The sequence below is a fragment of the Metasolibacillus sp. FSL K6-0083 genome (genome assembly GCF_038630865.1).
GTDB lineage: Bacteria > Bacillota > Bacilli > Bacillales_A > Planococcaceae > Metasolibacillus > Metasolibacillus fluoroglycofenilyticus.
The window spans coordinates 508,345-524,507 of record NZ_CP152046.1; the positions used below are offsets into that span (position 1 = coordinate 508,345).

The window sequence follows — 16,163 nt, forward strand, 5'->3', positions numbered from 1 at the left end:
TTTCTGCTACTTAGAAGAAAATCCATTAAACCGGCTGTTTATCCTATCTTCAATGAATCCTTTTGCTATTTTCTTCGAGTGGATTTTTGGAAGAAACACCACTGACAGCATCGAATATGACGTCTGCGCACGGCATGTTGGATGCCCTCCCGTGTTTGTTTTCGTCATATCCTTTATAATGAACTATACATAAGTTAAAAATAGTAGTTTTAATATTTAAAGATTGGTAGGGAAGAAGAACGAATGAGGCTGTTTGTTAGTGTGTTATGTTGTTGCTTATTACTAGCTGCTTGCTCAGTGACGGTGGATGAGTCCGATATAACGCAGGAAGAGTATGAGAAATCGCTTGGTACGTCGAATGTACCATTACCAATAGATGATGCCCTTTATATTGAACAAGTGAAAAGGGAAAGCATTGTAGATAAGCTCAGTGAAATTTTTCAATTAGACTGGCTGAGCCGAAAGGAAATAGATGCAAAGGATATAGAGTATATTGCACTAGGAGACTCTTTAACGGACGGCGTGGGCGATGAATATAAACGTCAAGGATTTACTGAACGTTTGATTGAAAGGCTTGAGAAATGGCCTGCAATTGCATCTGTAACATTAGATAATCGAGGGAAAAGAGGGCGTCGCAGTGAGCAACTGTTGGCACTTCTTGAAAAAGGGCATTATGATAAGGAATTAGCAACCGCCAATTTGGTTACGATAACAATGGGTGGTAATGATGTCATGAAAGTAGTCAAGACGGATATCTTTTCTTTAAAGAAAGAGATGTTTGATGAGGAAAAGGTAAATTTTAAAAATAATTACGAGCAAATTATTAAAAGAATTCGTGCTAAAAATACAGAAGCCCCCCTCATTTTAATTGGTTTTTATAACCCTTTCTCGATTGTCGTAGATGAAATCACTCCATTTGAAGAAATTATTGTAGAATGGAATAATGAAATTATCCAGTTAGCAGAAGAGGATGGGAACGCGTGCTTTGTCCCTGTAATGGACCTGTTTCATACGAATGAGGATTTAGTGTACCATACAGATTTTTTCCATCCTAATTCTAGAGGTTATGAGCGAATGACAGAGCGCATTGTATCCGCAATGACGGCATGTGGTATTGAAGAAATGACGGATGGCTTGATTGGATTTGAGGAGTGATACAATAGATGAATAAATGGAAAGTCGCCTTTTTTTTACTTGCAGGAGCGGTTATTTTTTCAATTGTTTTTATCGTTTATTTGGCGACTTCGAAAGTAGAAGGAAAAGCAATTCCAGAACAGCAACAAATAACTGGGCATGTGCTAACGGTTCAAACAACGGCAAAAGAATTTGAAGCAATCGCTAAAAAATATATGGGAAAAGGGCCGTTAGAGAAATCACCGGTACCTGTAGAAATAGAAGTAAACGAGCAAGTACAGTTATTTAGTGAGTTAATTGTCTTCGGTATTACAGTTCCTATTTCGATGGATTTTGAGCCTATTGTCAGCGATGGTAACATACGTCTAAAGCAAACAGAGGTAAATGTAGGAAAATTAAATATTCCACCATCGACTGTGCTAAAGCTCATGAAAGATGCGATTGAATTTCCGAGCTGGATGATTGTTAGACCGAATGAGGAGGAAATTTACGTTGATTTATCGCGAATCAATATTGCTTCTGGCTCGAGAGTTCGTGCTAAAGAAATTGATTTGAAAAATGATAAAATATTATTAGAAATCATAATTCCGGCAGAAGAGGTGAAATAAATGTTAGAATATGCAACGTTTGCAGGTGGCTGCTTTTGGTGTATGGTAAAGCCATTTGATGAAGTAGAAGGAATCGAATCCGTTGTTTCAGGTTACACAGGTGGACATGTGGAAAACCCGACATATGAGCAGGTTTGTTCTGAAACGACAGGGCATTTAGAAGCGGTCCAAATTTCCTTCAATCCAGCGTTATTTTCCTATGAAGAGCTTGTGGAGCTATATTGGACGCTTATAGACCCAACTGATGCAGGGGGACAATTTTATGACCGAGGGGAATCGTACACAACTGCGATTTTCTATCATAGTGAGGAGCAACGTGAAATAGCTGAGTGCTCTAAGGCCGCCTTGCAAGCCTCTAGCAAGTTTGCTGCGCCCATTGCAGTGAAAATTTTACCCGCAAAGCCTTTTTATGCAGCAGAGGCATACCACCAGCATTATTATCAGAAAAATCCTGCGCATTATGAGCGCTATGCAGTAGGCTCAGGGCGCGTCGCATTCAGAGAAAAACATTGGGGTGATGGATATGATAAATAAAGAGCAGCGATTGAAGGAATTAAATGAAATGCAATATTATGTAACGCAACAGCAGGGGACAGAGCCACCTTATCGCAATGAATATGACCAGCATTTTGAACAGGGGATTTACGTTGATATCGTTTCGGGTGAGCCGCTATTTTCTTCGCTTGATAAGTTCGATGCAGGCTGCGGTTGGCCAAGTTTTGCAAAACCGTTAGAGGAACAGGAAGTGACAGAGCATTTTGATACATCGCATGGCATGCGACGTGTAGAAGTTCGGAGTAAAACAGCGGATTCCCATTTAGGACATGTTTTCCCAGATGGACCGAAGGATTTAGGAGGCATGCGCTATTGTATAAATTCGGCGGCATTGCGTTTTATCCCAATCGCGGAGCTGGAGGAGCAGGGCTACGGTAAATATAAAGCTTTGTTTGAGTAGTGATAGTAGACGGTAAAAACGTCCGAAAAGCAGTGCTTTTCGGACGTTTTTTATACTTTGAACTCTCCAACAACATTGCGTAAATCGTCTGCCTGCTTCGCTAATTCAGAAGCGGCTGCGTTAATTTCCTCCATTGATGCAGAGCCTTGCATTGCTGCAGAAGCACTCGTTTCTGTGCTGAAAGCTGTGTGCTCTGCAATCGCATTTACTTCAACAAAGGAAGTATTCACTGCGTTGCTATAGTCTAATGTCACATTTATTTTCTCTACCATACGAGCAATAATTTCTGTTGTTCGTTCTGTTTGTTTTAAAATTTTATCAAGAGAATCATTCGTTTCATTTGCAACTTCTACGCCTTTAATAACAGATTGCACACCATCATGATTTTGCGCAATAATTGATTTTACTTCTGTTTGGATGGAAGAAATGATACCGGTTACTTCAAGTGCCGCTTTTTGCGATTGTTCCGCTAGTTTACGCACTTCATCTGCTACGACAGCGAAGCCTTTCCCGTGCTCACCAGCTCGTGCAGCTTCGATGGCTGCGTTTAGTGCAAGCAGGTTTGTTTGCTCTGCAATACCTGTAATCGTACTAATAATAGAAGTAATTTCTCCAGATTTTTTTCCAAGTGCTTCAACAGTCATTGTTGTATTCGCCATTGTTTCTTCAATGTCCATCATCACTGTTGAAGAATGGTTAACAGATTTGCTACCGTTATTTGCTACAATACGCATTTCCTCAGAGGCTTGATGAACCTCTGTTGCACCTTCATTTAAGTCACGCATCGATTGCTCAAGCAATTGCATATCTTGGGCAGCTTGTCCCATTCGCTTAATAATTGTATTGCTATCATTTGCAATATCCTGCGTAGAATGCGCAATGGAATCAATCATTCTTGCGTTTTCATCTGCTGCTGCCATCAGTTCCTGAGAGCTTGCAGAAACATTTTCTGCTAAGCCAGAAACGCGCTTTACAAGTGTAGAAATTGAATGGATTAATGTGTTTGTTGAGTCAGCAATTTGCGCAAATTCATCATTTGTTTTAACACGTACACGTCGTGTTAAATCGCCACCAGTACTCGCAATATCTAAAATAGATGTATTGATAGAGTGCGTGTTACGTCGAATTGATTTAAACAATATGTAGCCAGATATAATCGTTAAAATCATTGCGATAATTGATAGCGTAAAGAATGATATTTTAGTGGCGCTTGCATATTGCTCAAGCTCTTTAATCAATTCTTCATTTTTACTTTCTAATAAATCGATTAAATTGACCGAATAATCGTCAATATATGCTTTTAATGATTGCCCACCCCCATTATGCATCAGCTTTTGGGCATTTTCAAAGCCATACTTAGTGCGTGTATCAATCATATTTTGAGAATGTGTTAAATAAACGCTATAAAGCTGTTTGATTGAAGCTAGAATATTAGAAGCTTCTTCAAAATCCTCCAAAATTACTTGTAGCTCAGCAATATTCGTATTAATATTTTCTTTAACCATCTCGTAATGTTGTAAAGTTTCTTCTTTTCCTGTAATGAGAAATGTCTGCTCATGACTGGAAAGCTTCGCAATATCGCTTGCTAAATTATTTATTGAAATTTGCTGTTGCAAATTTTCATCAGCAAAATCTCGCAAGCTTGTTTGTAATTTAGTAATATTAGTATACGATAGCACTTCCATGGCGAGAATAATCGCTAATAATAAAGAGAAAACAAGTAATATTCGTCCGCGAATAAGCTGATAAAATCTAGCCTTTTTCTTTTTCTCTACGGGTGCTTTTGGCTGCTTTTCTTTTTTTCGTTTTGCGAAAAGCTTTATTGGTGCAGCCCTTTTCAATTTATTCCTTTTTAATAGCAAATTTGTCACCATCTTTCTATAGGATAAATTATTCATCACTTTAATAAGTTTACCTATATATTAATACTTTGTGAAGTAGATTTTTGTGAAAAGGAGAGAAATTTTTGAAAAAGTCTTTTTATTCTTACATTTTAACATACCGCGATGGACAAGCAAATGATGCTAAGTCTCAGTTTGCGGAGGCATGTTTTCGTGATACTAGTTTTCCTAAAATGTCGACATCTTTTGAGGAATTATCACAGTATATCGAGATGCAAGGAGATGATATTCTAACTGCGGCCACCTTCGATGAGCTTTGGTCTTTATATTTGGAGATATATGGTGAATAAAAAAACGAAAGCAAGACGTCTAACCTTGCGAAAAAAGCGTAAAACAAGTATGATGTGAAATGACTAATAATGAAACGAGGGACAAAATTATGAGTATTCATATTAATGCAAAACAAGGTGAAATTGCTGACATCGTATTACTTCCCGGGGACCCTTTACGTGCGAAGTATATTGCTGAAACTTTTTTAGAGGATGTTACATGCTACAACGAAGTACGAAATATGTTTGGCTATACAGGTACTTATAAAGGAAAGCGCGTATCTGTTCAAGGGACAGGCATGGGTGTACCATCTATTTCGATTTATATTAATGAGCTAATGGAAGAGTATGGCGTACAAAAATTAATTCGTGTAGGTACTTGCGGTGCGATTCAAAAGGATGTAAAGGTGCGTGACGTTATTTTAGCGCAAGCAGCATCGACAGACTCTAAAATGAATGAAATTATTTTCAATGGCATCGATTATGCCCCAACGGCTAATTTTGATTTATTATTAAAAGCTTACAATGCTGGTCAAGCAGCAGGCTTAAACCTTCAAGTAGGGAATATTATGACAGCAGATATGTTCTATTCAGAGGAAAATCAAAATGAAAAATTAGCGCGTTACGGTGTATTAGCAGTTGAAATGGAAACAGCTGCACTTTACACATTGGCTGCCAAATATGGTCGCCAAGCACTATCTATTTTAACAGTATCAGACCATATCTTAACAGGTGAAGCAACTTCTTCAGAGGAACGTCAAACGACTTTTAATGATATGATGCTAGTAGCACTTGAGGCTGCGATTCAGGAATAGTTGATATAGCGGCGTTTTTGACGCATTTAATTTAAGAGAAAATAGAGCAACCGACTAAAATACAGCGGTTGCTTTTTTTATGTAAAATTCAAATATTTGCATCTAATAAATATCCATAATTTTGGACTTTACTCAATAACATATAAATAACCAAAAAGTAAATATTTACAATAAATAGTGGTATATGATATCCTTTTGTTAAAAAAGGAGGATATAATTCGAACAATTTAATGTAGAAGATTAACTTTTTTAAAGCCTCCTTATCTACTTGTATGTAAGAGATTTTTATAAATCAACACAATTAATCAAATATTTTGGAAATTTTTGTGTTTTAAAACGTATATAGTGATTGAGAAAGGAGGAAAGCAAGTATGAAGAAAAAATACTTGATTATTTTGTCAACCCTACTATTAAGTGCTTTTTTAACGGCTTGTGAGGAGGAAGGGGGTCCTACTAAAGATATATCAAATGAAGAACAAATGAAGATAGATAGTGAAATGACAACAGATGCATTGGATTTTTATCATATTATTTACCAAAATAAACTGGGGCAATTCATTGCTTGGACAGATGAAGGTGTAATGATTAGTGGGATATGGCTTAAGGAACTACCGACAGATACAACCGCTTTAGATATGGTATTAGAAAAAGAAGGGGCTGAACCCCATGCAAGATTCGAAAAAATATATGAAAATGCTGAAATAACAACAGACGGTTTAAAATATTATGTAAAACTTGATGATGAGATAACATTAGAATTTGAAAAAGTAGGACCTCGAATCATTAAAGATTCGCAAGGGTTTGAATATTATTCAAAAAAATACCAGGGAGAATGAGCAAATCCATGTTTTTAAATAAGAAAAAAGTTTTAAGGTCTAGAGAACTCGATTATTTGGGTGCTTCTAGGCTTTTTCTTTAATCAAGTTTATTATGTTTATAGCAAACACTATTTTAGAGAAATTTTATACTTTTCTTGCAGCAGTATATGGTCATTGACTTTAATAAGACAATTCAAAGTCATAAATCCACCCAGTTTTACTGTCACCTTTGATATAGAACCATCGTCTTCAACGATGTTCCCCTGTAGCTTAACGAATGGAACGATTTGTTTGAACATGCTGTCGCGCTTTTTGCAATCCACAATGATATTGTTGATGGCGAGTGTTTCTTCTGTTATTGCATTAACAACGCGTATTGTGTGACCATTATAGTCAATTTGCCAAACTTTAAAAGTATCCTTCGCCAAATCTTCCTGAACGATTTCCAATTCCTTCTTCATTTCTTCACGAAAATTTTTGAACAAAATAAAACCTCCATATTGCTTTCCTTAAAGTCCTATTAAAACTATATAATGGGCTTATATTTGGAACAAGTGAGAATCATAAATGTTAAGAAAAAATTGCTATAATTGTGAAACTAAATAAAAAAATGAACGTCTAATCTTTTCGAAGTGTGTATAAACTGTTAAGATAAGAATAGTGTGCCGTACATAGTGGAAAATGAGAGTGGTGAAAGTAATGGATGAACAACAACGAACTGAGGAACAGGTTCAGCAACAACCTATAAAGCCTGCGGGTAAATACATAAGCATAAAACCTTTTAAATTTATTATGCTGATGTTCCTAACGATTTTAGTAACAGCTGGTTTAACGATTTTCGCTTTAACATTCGGGGAGCAAAAGGTAGTAGAAGTAAAAGTCCCTGTGGAGCGTACAGAATTTAAGCAACTTTATGATGCTTTTGATGAACTGAAAAAAAATTACTATGTAGAAATAGATGATGAAAAAGTAATTCATGGTGCAATTAATGGAATGTTTGATGCGCTTGAGGACCCATATTCGGATTATATGAACCGAGAGGAAGCAGCACACTTTAATGAGAGCCTATCGTCTAGCTTCCAGGGTATTGGCGCGGAAATCCAAGAGCGAGATGGCTATATAATGGTCGTGTCACCAATTAAAAATTCACCAGCAGAGAAAGCAGGTATTTTACCAAAGGATTTAATTTTGTCTGTTGATGGTGAGAGCTTGAAAGGTTTAAGTGCCTCAGAGGCAGTTTTACGTATTCGAGGTGAAAAAGGTACATCTGTTACATTAATGATTCAACGTGGTGATGGAGAAGAGCCTATTGAAATGAAGATTGTGCGTGATGATATTCCGATTGAAACTGTGCATGGTGAAATGGGAGAGGATAAAATCGCCCATATTTCAATATCATCATTTAGTGAGCAAACAGCGAAAGAGGTAGCTCAAAATTTAGCTGCATTTGAGAAGCAAGGAATGAAGGGGCTTGTGCTTGATGTACGGCAAAACCCAGGTGGCTATTTAACGGCTGCATTAGAAATTTCAAACTTCTTTGTAGAAGAGGGCAAGCCAATTCTACTTATTCAAAGTCGTACAGGAGAACCTGAAGCAATGGTTGCAGAAGGTGGGAAAAAATATGATATTCCTGTCACAGTGCTAATAGATGAGGGCAGTGCATCTGCCTCTGAGATTTTAGCAGGCGCATTACAAGAGTCTGCAGGAGCAAAAATCGTCGGTAAACCATCGTTTGGTAAAGGAACAGTGCAAACAGTAACCGATTTACCAGACGGCGCAAACTTGAAATTTACAACTAGTAAATGGCTAACACCAAATGGTAATTGGATTAATGAAAAAGGAATTGTACCGGATATTGATGTAGATACAGCAACTTACGCGTCATTACCTTATATTGATCCGAAGCAAGAGTTAAAGTTAGAAACGAATTCAAAGCTTGTCAATGCAGCCGAGCAAATGCTTGAAGTGTTAGGCTACGAGGTAGGAAATGTCGACAATCTGTTTGATGAAGAAACTGAAGAAGCAGTAAAGCAATTCCAAGTAGCGAATAATCTAGAGGATACAGGTGTTTTATCTGGAGAAACAACATATGCATTAATGGATGCATTACGCGAGAAACTTCGTACGGATGACCCGCAATTATTGGAAGCGAAAAAGCTTCTAATTGGTGAGGAGCCAGAGACAGAAGCAAGTGATGAATAAGAAAGAGCGTGTCTGAAAAGTCATTTTGAGACACGCTCTTTGTAAATAACGGGCTGTTAGGAAGGATAAAACCTTTTCTGACAGCCCCTTTCTAGAGGTGAGAAATAATGAAAGATGTCTATTTATTAAGTGGATTTTTAGGAAGCGGTAAAACATCGCTATTAATAGATGTGATTCGACAGTTTAAGGAGCAGGGCTTGAAGCCAGCAGTGATTATGAACGAGCTTGGCAAACTGCCTTTCGATTCACAGGCGGTGGAGAAAGATGTTCCATTAAAGGAAATGCTAGAGGGCTGCATTTGCTGTACAGGGGCCGAAAAGACGGAGGCACAAATTCAATCATTATTATTTGACCAGCAATTCGATGTATTGTTAATTGAAACGACAGGAGCAGCTCATCCTGTGGAGGCATTAGATGCAGTGTTTTCTCCTTTATTCGCGGAGCAATTGAATATTAAAGGAATTGTAACTGTAGCAGATAGCAAGCTATGGCTAAATCGTTCCACATTATCACCACAGGCACGCTCTCTATTTATGGAACAAATTCGTCATGCACATATACTACTTGCCAATAAAATTGATTTATTGTCGGAAGAAGAACAAGCGCAAGTAGTTTACGAGTTACAAAGCTTTAATGCGCATGCCGCGCTATTACAAACAACAAATGGTCGAGTACCAATTCAATTTTTACAGCAAATGCAGTCGATGATTCAGCCATCTAAAGATGAGGTTACACCAGCAAAAATCAGCAAAAGCTTTAATTTGGGCTCACGTTTAGTGCAGTTTACGACAAGCTTTAGCGAGGAGGAGTTTGAGGCGTGGCTACGCTCATTGCCTGAAACCGTTTATCGCATGAAAGGCTATGTGCCAATTGCCGGTGCACGTAACCCGATGCTATTCCAATATGCATATGGGATGGTGCAATGGCTACCTGAATACGTAAAAATGGAGCCGAAGCTCGTTATTATTGGAGAAAATATTAACGAGATATCAATAATCGGTAATTAAAAATCTACTAATTTTAAAAAGTGTCAACAGCTTTTAAAGTGTAACTGTTTCATAGAATGGCAAATCGTACCTGATAAACGGAAGAACAAACATTGATTTTTCAATAATTTTTGCTCACTATGGTTTCATTGGTAAAGTTTGGTCAAAAATGGCGTAAATTTTTCTTGTATGCTTACTAGCGTAAAGGAGGAATTGCAAAATGAAAAAAACATTAACAGCCGTTTTTGCCACTTTTTTATTAGCAGCACCAATCCAAATGGCGTCTGCTTCAGCAAATGTTTCTGATGGGCAGCAAGTACAAGTAAAGCAAGTAACAAATTGTAAAGTAATATATAAATGGTCAGATCATAAATGGCAAATAGTTATGCCATTGAAGGACAAGCAAACAGGGAATAAGTGGTCGAACACTGTGCCAACAGCACCGACTACAGAAAAACCATCAAATTCAAACGAGGCTACAGAAAAACCGACAACACCGTCTACAGAAAAGCCAGCAGATTCTAATACGGTGACAGAAAAACCAACTGTACCGTCAACACCGGTTACGGAGAAACCATCTAATACAAATCCAACTACGGAGAAACCATCTACATCGACAAGCCAAACAGTCAGTGCTTTTGAGCAAGAGGTTGTAAAATTAACGAATGTAGAACGTGTAAACGCTGGTTTAAAACCATTTGAAATGGATGAAAAGCTTATGGCAGCAGCACGTGAAAAATCACAGGATATGCAAAGCAATAAATACTTTTCACATACAAGCCCAACACTTGGTTCACCATTTGAGCGTATGAAAGCACTAGGTATTACGTATAAAAGTGCAGGGGAGAATATTGCACAAGGTCAGCGTACACCACAAGAGGTCGTTCAAGCATGGATGGATTCACCAGGGCACCGTGCGAATATTTTAAATGCTCAATTTACACATATCGGCGTCGGTTATGTTGAAAATGGTAACTATTGGACACAACAATTTATTCAAAAATAAAGCGAAGCTTAAATTAGTGGGAATTTTAGCCGGCACTTGTTCAACGCCGATTAGCTAATGTTCGCAAATTAGAAATAACTTTAAATTAACGCAATATGTTTTACATTATAAGGCCGCCTAGAAGATAATTTATTCTAGGCGGTCTTATTGTTTCAGTTAGGGGGCATAGCCATTTGAACAAATCTAAAAATCACAGGTTTTCTTTAAATTTGATGGCTATAGAGGCTCTTATTTTACTTTTGTTGACCGTATTTACTCCTTGAATTTCCTATATCATCTATATCTTTTCCGCTGCATATAGTACAATAAGGTGTTGTAAATCATTGTACTGGATGAAAAGTGAAGTTAAAGCCTCTGGCAGATGGCAGGAATTCAGTGAGGAGCTCTTAAAAAGTCTAAAAGTGTCATATCGTGCAATAATGACTGGTTGACCTATAACGTATGTCTAAAGCTGAATTCAGAATAGAGCTAGCCAAGGTATAATTGATTCAATATAAGTTTGAAAGAATAGGGGAATTGATGTGAAACAACAAACAATTATTTTAACAGGTGGAGGGACCGCGGGGCATGTGTCGCTTAATGAAGCAATTATTCCTTCGTTAATGAAAGAGGGATATGAAGTTCATTATATTGGTTCTTACGACGGTATAGAAAAAGAGTTAATTGGCAGTAATTTCCCTGAAATAAAGTATCATAGCATTTCAAGTGGGAAATTGCGTCGCTATTTTTCCGTCAAAAACTTTACAGACCCATTTCGTGTTTTATATGGTATCACGCAAGCCTTTTCGATTATTCGAAAAGTAAAACCTACTGTTATTTTTTCAAAAGGAGGCTTTGTTTCTGTTCCTGTCGTAATGGCAGCGAAATTAGCAAACATTCCTGTCGTTGTACATGAATCTGATGTAACACCAGGTTTAGCAAATAAGCTAGCTTTACCGTTTGCCTCACATGTTTTTACTGTATTTAAAGAAACAATGCAGCATTTACCAAGCGATAAAGCTACATGCACAGGTTCAATTATTAGACAGCAATTGTTTGAAGGGTCTAGAGAAAAAGGGTTAGAGCTCTGTCAATTCGAGCAAACAGCGAAAAAAGTATTGCTCGTTATGGGAGGAAGCTTGGGCTCAGTTGTTTTGAATGATGCATTGCGCATGAATTTATCCAATCTGCTAGAGCGCTATCATATTATACATTTATGTGGTAAGGGAAATGTTGATGCATCATTAACATCTCTAAAAGGCTATAAGCAATTCGAATATGTGACAACGGAGTTGCCTAATTTATTGCATGCAGCAGACTATGTTGTTTCTCGTGCAGGTTCAAACTCTATTTTTGAATTTCTAGCACTACAAAAGCCGATGTTACTTATTCCGTTATCCGCAAGTAAAAGTCGTGGTGACCAAATATTAAATGCAAATTTATTTAAAAAACAAAAATTTGCCCATGTGTTGGAGGAAGAGGCTTTAACGAAGCAATCATTTATCGATGCACTAAACTATGTAGTCGAGCATGAAAGTGAAATGATTGATGCGATGGCTGATGCTGAGCGACCTAAAACACCAGATGAAATGGTTGTGCTGATTACACAGTATGAAAAATAATGCAAAGGCTGTAGAGACGCAGGCACAAGCCTGCTTTTTCTACAGCCATTTGCTTATTTTTATTGTATGAGATTATTACACACTGTTGGGGAAATATAAATTAAAAAAGCTGACAAGTTTTGCAAACTATGTCAGCCTTATATTCACATTGCTTGCTCTTCAGAATCAATTTGTGCATGGGCAGTTGTTAAATAAAATAAATCTTTTGGAATTTTAAATAAATCGAATTGAGCTTCACCGCGATTAATTTGCTCAAAAAGTGCAGGGTGTGATTCCTCTGCACAGGCTACATATGGTAGCTTAAGTGCCGCCGCCTTTGAACGGCTGTTTTCTTTCCGAATACGTAAAAAAACTGTATGGAAATCATATTGGAAAAAAAGCTCTTGTAAAAACAATAATTTGGCTTTTTGATTGTAGCCCATTCCTTGAAATGGCTGCCCAATCCAAGTGCCTAGGAAGCCCGCACCGTCTTGAATATCATAAATGCTAATTGTTCCGATTGGCTGCCCCCAATCATCTACTATTGTTCGGGAAATCGTAATACCATTCTGTTCTTCCTCGATAAGCTGCTTTGTCATAAACAAATATTCCTCAGCCGATGCTGCTTTTTGGCGGACATAAGGAAAAACAGATGGATGGCTTAATAGTTGATAGAGTTCAGTTGCTTCATGTACATCACGGGGTTTCAACATGCGAAACGCCTCCTTTAATAGGGGATAGGTAAAAAATCACAAGGCATGCATTTCGAACTTAACTCCTATATAACCTAGACATCGTACTATGTTACAACCTTTAGTTACTCGCTACTTTGCATATGAAATTACGATTAATGTTGCCGCGGCAGAATTTTCAATGTTAAAAAAAAAGTTGAAAAATAACCGTTATAAAATCACCAACGGTTATGGACATCCAAAATATGTGCCAAAGGCTATCTTTTGCTGCTGCAAGCATATGTATACTTGCTAACAAAAGAGATATTTTCGTGAAAATATCATATAATACTATAGGTTGTTTCTGCAAGCATTTTTCTCGAAAAAATAAAAATAACTTAAGTAAGATTTTCTACTCTGAATATTCAGATATGTGAGAATTGTTAATATTAAATAACAGTAAATTCACACTGTTTTTTCCATAAATAATTATTTTATTAAGGCGATGAAAATTGCTATAATATATAACAAAAATGCATTTTATATTTATACTTATTGCCTTTTTTATCGATTTTCAAACATTTTTTTAAATGTAAATTTTAGTAAAAAAGGCGTGGGTAAATAGGAATATGATATATTCATTCTAGTTTAACTTCCTTTAGAAAAAGTCTCCCTCAATAGGCGGTCGTATATTAGGCTCAATTCGGTGAACATCAAAATAACCGCTGACAAAGAGGAACTTAGTCGAAGAATACCACATATGTGGGTAACGACTCGGTGACCAATATTATGTTGGTCTAAGCTCTGGCTGATGTCACAGATTTTGAAAAGCTCTGGACTAGAGTTAGCCAAGGCTTAATTGAAAATAAAATTTCATAAACTCGCTTAGAAAATTAAAGCTTGAATTTTCTATAGCATAATGGATATAGGGCAGGTGTCACGAATGATGGTGCAACCATTTCTTTCAGAAGTGCAATTTAATATAATGTTTAAAGATAGCAAAGATATGGTCTTTTTTATGAAGAAAAAGGACGAGGATTTTGAGTACGTATATACAAATACTGCTGCAAGTCGTCTTTTTGATGTTGCTCCATGCGGAAAAACAGTTGCTGAAATCATGCCCAAACACTTAGCAAAAACAATTTTGCATTATTATCATTTAGCTGTTGAAACAAAAGTACAGCAAAATTTTCAGGACTATGATTATTACACGAACGAAGTGAGGAAGCATGAAACGACGGTTTTTCCGATTTTTGTTCATGATGAAATCTTCATTTTAGCAATATCAAAGGAAATCGCCTTTGATCGTGATTTGCAAGATAAATACTTATTTATGCGCTCGGTGTTCTTTAAAACATTTTTATCAACTGTTTTAATATCGAATGATTTGATGTTTTTAGAGGCAAATGAGCGTTTTATTGATGATTTTGGCATTTGTGCAAAAAGTATGCAAGGTCAACCATTTCTAAGTCTCCCTCTAATTAGAGAGCCTTACGTAGCTGAGTGGCAGAGCTACTTAACAGATGCGCAAAGCGGCGATAATTTTACTTCAAAGATTGTTAAATTCATAGATAAAGAAAATAAAATAAGAAGCTTTACTGCGACATTTTCACCGCTAGCAAATGAAAATGGCAGCGTTATTGCGATCTTTTTAATTTTGCAAGAAATTACAGACTTTATTGAGCAACAAAAAAAGCTGCGAGAAACATCGCATGGTTTAGCCATAATAAAAAATGCGATTAATAACGCTGTAGAATTATCTATTATTGATAACGACAGAAAAATTATTGACCTCAATGACCGCTTTAGTGCCCGTACTGGCTATACAAGGGAGGAATTAATTGGTCAAACACATGATATATTAGATTCTGGCTATCACCCACCTGAATTTGGTGAAAAAATGTGGGATGCGCTACGCCAAGGTGATATATGGCAAGGTGAAATATGCAATCGTTCAAAGCAAGGTGAATTATATTGGGTAGAAACAACCATTATTCCTTTAGTAAATGCAGATGGTGAGATTGATAGCTATTTTTCGGTTAATTATGATTCGTCTGATAAAAGGCGCTTGATGGCAGAGCTCCAAAACATTGAGCGGACTTTCCGTATAATTACTGAAAATATGAATGATTTCATTGTCATAATGGATGAAAACGGTGTTATTGAATACGCTTCACCATCATATGCTCACACTTTTGAATATGTAGAGGAAGAGTTAATTGGCAAAAGCTATTCTTCCTTTTTAACAAGAGAAAGTGAAGCAACATGGCTATCAGAATTGAAGAATGTGGAACGCAATGAAATGACAATTGAGCTAGCATTGCAAACAAAAAAAGGTCGTATTATTTGGACGGAAGGGAAATATAAGGCTGCAAAAGATGAGCGAAAAGAAAATGCCTATCAAATCATTATGGTATCACGCGAAATTACAGAACGTAAAAAGCTTGAAAATTCTCTGCGTTTTATGGCCTATCATGATAATCTAACACAGCTTCCGAATAGAAGGTATTTAGAAGAGGAATTTCCACGTGTTCTTAATTTTGCAAAGGAAAATGCCCGCTCCATCGCAGTTTTATATATTGATGGTGATAATTTTAAGGCGATTAATGATCGATACGGTCATGATGTTGGGGATGAATTTATTAAATTGACAGGTGAGCGCATTGCAGCAAGTATTAGAGCTAGTGATTTTGTTGTGCGAGTGGGCGGGGATGAATTTGTTGTAATTTTAGCGGATCTATCTATTATAGAAAATGAGCGGAAAAAGGTGATTAATGACATTATCGCCCGCATTCAAGAAAACCTGCTGCTCGGTGCAATTATTCAAGGGAATCATTTTAAGCCAACCGTATCAATTGGTGCTAGCTATTACCCTGACCATGCTACAACATTAGAAACGTTATTAGAAAATGCTGATAAGGCATTATACAAGGCGAAAATGGTAGAAAAAAATGGCTTCAAAATTTATGATGACGTACAATAAGGTTAGAGGTTGATTCGGGGCTGTCCGAAAAGGGGGAGCCCTTTTTGGACAGCCCTAGCTATTTACTAAAAATGAATTGTCGTTAACTACGGCTTCTGCCAGAGGCTATATTTATCTCATTGAATGAAAATACAACCGCCTTAAAAACTTTTGTAAAGTTATTAGAGCATTTTTAAGGTCTCCGAAGTGAGAACAGTCGAGCATGAATATATATTTCTGTAGAAATAAATAAGAT

General features: G+C 36.9%; 16 protein-coding genes. 13 read left to right on the forward strand and 3 right to left on the reverse strand.

The annotated features are described in order from the left end of the window. Nucleotides 1-243 precede the first annotated feature (243 nt). Genes MHB51_RS02345 through msrB form a run of 4 tightly spaced genes read left to right on the forward strand, consistent with a single transcriptional unit; the run spans nucleotide 244 to nucleotide 2,697 of the window. Nucleotides 244-1,155, forward strand: coding sequence for a GDSL-type esterase/lipase family protein (locus tag MHB51_RS02345; RefSeq protein ID WP_066162894.1), 912 nt, complete (start codon nucleotides 244-246; stop codon nucleotides 1,153-1,155). 8 nt (nucleotides 1,156-1,163) lie between these two features. After that, entirely contained in the window at nucleotides 1,164-1,742 is a 579-nt protein-coding gene (locus MHB51_RS02350) for a YpmS family protein (RefSeq protein WP_107942792.1), read from the forward strand. Continuing rightward, a complete protein-coding gene (gene msrA / locus MHB51_RS02355; RefSeq protein WP_342558896.1) occupies nucleotides 1,743-2,276 on the forward strand; it encodes a peptide-methionine (S)-S-oxide reductase MsrA in 534 nt (177 codons plus the stop codon). Beyond that, the gene (msrB, locus tag MHB51_RS02360) at nucleotides 2,266-2,697 is read left to right on the forward strand and encodes a peptide-methionine (R)-S-oxide reductase MsrB (protein ID WP_342472421.1); all 432 of its coding nucleotides are present in this window, start codon (nucleotides 2,266-2,268) and stop codon (nucleotides 2,695-2,697) included. Before msrA ends, msrB begins: the two co-directional genes overlap by 11 nt. A gap of 50 nt (nucleotides 2,698-2,747) precedes the next feature. Here msrB and MHB51_RS02365 read toward each other — a convergent pair whose 3' ends face one another. Continuing rightward, a complete protein-coding gene (locus MHB51_RS02365; protein ID WP_342558897.1) occupies nucleotides 2,748-4,595 on the reverse strand; it encodes a methyl-accepting chemotaxis protein in 1,848 nt (615 codons plus the stop codon). Nucleotides 4,596-4,663: 68 nt separating this feature from the next. On the opposite strand from MHB51_RS02365, the gene MHB51_RS02370 reads away from it, so the two are divergent. The 3 genes from MHB51_RS02370 (at nucleotide 4,664) to MHB51_RS02380 (ending at nucleotide 6,518) form a co-directional block, all read left to right on the forward strand. Then, nucleotides 4,664-4,888, forward strand: coding sequence for a YozE family protein (locus tag MHB51_RS02370; protein ID WP_066162899.1), 225 nt, complete (start codon nucleotides 4,664-4,666; stop codon nucleotides 4,886-4,888). 89 nt (nucleotides 4,889-4,977) lie between these two features. Then, nucleotides 4,978-5,682 carry a purine-nucleoside phosphorylase gene (gene deoD / locus MHB51_RS02375; RefSeq protein ID WP_342558898.1) on the forward strand — a complete coding sequence of 235 codons (705 nt, stop codon included), beginning with the start codon at nucleotides 4,978-4,980 and terminating at the stop codon, nucleotides 5,680-5,682. A gap of 371 nt (nucleotides 5,683-6,053) precedes the next feature. Beyond that, nucleotides 6,054-6,518, forward strand: coding sequence for a hypothetical protein (locus tag MHB51_RS02380; protein ID WP_342558899.1), 465 nt, complete (start codon nucleotides 6,054-6,056; stop codon nucleotides 6,516-6,518). A gap of 110 nt (nucleotides 6,519-6,628) precedes the next feature. On the opposite strand, the gene MHB51_RS02385 is transcribed toward MHB51_RS02380, so the two are convergent. Further along, entirely contained in the window at nucleotides 6,629-6,985 is a 357-nt protein-coding gene (locus MHB51_RS02385) for a hypothetical protein (protein ID WP_342558900.1), read from the reverse strand. A 214-nt stretch (nucleotides 6,986-7,199) separates the two neighbouring features. Between MHB51_RS02385 and MHB51_RS02390 the strand changes: the two genes are divergently transcribed. From MHB51_RS02390 to MHB51_RS02405, 4 genes are all read left to right on the forward strand, one after another. Continuing rightward, entirely contained in the window at nucleotides 7,200-8,702 is a 1,503-nt protein-coding gene (locus MHB51_RS02390) for a S41 family peptidase (protein ID WP_066162910.1), read from the forward strand. Between the two features lie 107 nt (nucleotides 8,703-8,809). After that, nucleotides 8,810-9,709 carry a CobW family GTP-binding protein gene (locus tag MHB51_RS02395; RefSeq protein ID WP_342558901.1) on the forward strand — a complete coding sequence of 300 codons (900 nt, stop codon included), beginning with the start codon at nucleotides 8,810-8,812 and terminating at the stop codon, nucleotides 9,707-9,709. Between the two features lie 199 nt (nucleotides 9,710-9,908). Continuing rightward, complete coding sequence (locus tag MHB51_RS02400) at nucleotides 9,909-10,694, forward strand: CAP domain-containing protein (protein WP_107942787.1); 786 nt, start codon at nucleotides 9,909-9,911, stop codon at nucleotides 10,692-10,694. A gap of 521 nt (nucleotides 10,695-11,215) precedes the next feature. Beyond that, entirely contained in the window at nucleotides 11,216-12,295 is a 1,080-nt protein-coding gene (locus MHB51_RS02405; RefSeq protein WP_066162917.1) for an undecaprenyldiphospho-muramoylpentapeptide beta-N-acetylglucosaminyltransferase, read from the forward strand. A 143-nt stretch (nucleotides 12,296-12,438) separates the two neighbouring features. Here MHB51_RS02405 and MHB51_RS02410 read toward each other — a convergent pair whose 3' ends face one another. Continuing rightward, nucleotides 12,439-12,987 (reverse strand): GNAT family protein, encoded by a 549-nt coding sequence (locus MHB51_RS02410; RefSeq protein ID WP_066162920.1) that lies wholly within the window; start codon nucleotides 12,985-12,987, stop codon nucleotides 12,439-12,441. Between the two features lie 88 nt (nucleotides 12,988-13,075). Between MHB51_RS02410 and MHB51_RS02415 the strand changes: the two genes are divergently transcribed. Beyond that, the gene (locus MHB51_RS02415; RefSeq protein ID WP_342558902.1) at nucleotides 13,076-13,261 is read left to right on the forward strand and encodes a hypothetical protein; all 186 of its coding nucleotides are present in this window, start codon (nucleotides 13,076-13,078) and stop codon (nucleotides 13,259-13,261) included. Between the two features lie 627 nt (nucleotides 13,262-13,888). Then, nucleotides 13,889-15,928, forward strand: a complete 2,040-nt coding sequence (locus MHB51_RS02420) for a diguanylate cyclase (RefSeq protein WP_342558903.1) — start codon at nucleotides 13,889-13,891, stop codon at nucleotides 15,926-15,928. The last annotated feature ends 235 nt before the right edge of the window (nucleotides 15,929-16,163 follow it).

Coding starts and splice junctions, on each gene's coding strand:
- MHB51_RS02420 (WP_342558903.1), top strand. CDS start 13,889: ATGATGGTGCAACCATTTCTTTCAGAAGTGCAATTTAATATAATGTTT.
- MHB51_RS02380 (WP_342558899.1), top strand. CDS start 6,054: ATGAAGAAAAAATACTTGATTATTTTGTCAACCCTACTATTAAGTGCT.
- MHB51_RS02395 (WP_342558901.1), top strand. CDS start 8,810: ATGAAAGATGTCTATTTATTAAGTGGATTTTTAGGAAGCGGTAAAACA.
- MHB51_RS02400 (WP_107942787.1), top strand. CDS start 9,909: ATGAAAAAAACATTAACAGCCGTTTTTGCCACTTTTTTATTAGCAGCA.
- MHB51_RS02415 (WP_342558902.1), top strand. CDS start 13,076: ATGTTACAACCTTTAGTTACTCGCTACTTTGCATATGAAATTACGATT.
- MHB51_RS02365 (WP_342558897.1), bottom strand. CDS start 4,595: ATGAATAATTTATCCTATAGAAAGATGGTGACAAATTTGCTATTAAAA.
- msrB (WP_342472421.1), top strand. CDS start 2,266: ATGATAAATAAAGAGCAGCGATTGAAGGAATTAAATGAAATGCAATAT.
- deoD (WP_342558898.1), top strand. CDS start 4,978: ATGAGTATTCATATTAATGCAAAACAAGGTGAAATTGCTGACATCGTA.
- msrA (WP_342558896.1), top strand. CDS start 1,743: ATGTTAGAATATGCAACGTTTGCAGGTGGCTGCTTTTGGTGTATGGTA.
- MHB51_RS02345 (WP_066162894.1), top strand. CDS start 244: ATGAGGCTGTTTGTTAGTGTGTTATGTTGTTGCTTATTACTAGCTGCT.
- MHB51_RS02390 (WP_066162910.1), top strand. CDS start 7,200: ATGGATGAACAACAACGAACTGAGGAACAGGTTCAGCAACAACCTATA.
- MHB51_RS02410 (WP_066162920.1), bottom strand. CDS start 12,987: ATGTTGAAACCCCGTGATGTACATGAAGCAACTGAACTCTATCAACTA.
- MHB51_RS02350 (WP_107942792.1), top strand. CDS start 1,164: ATGAATAAATGGAAAGTCGCCTTTTTTTTACTTGCAGGAGCGGTTATT.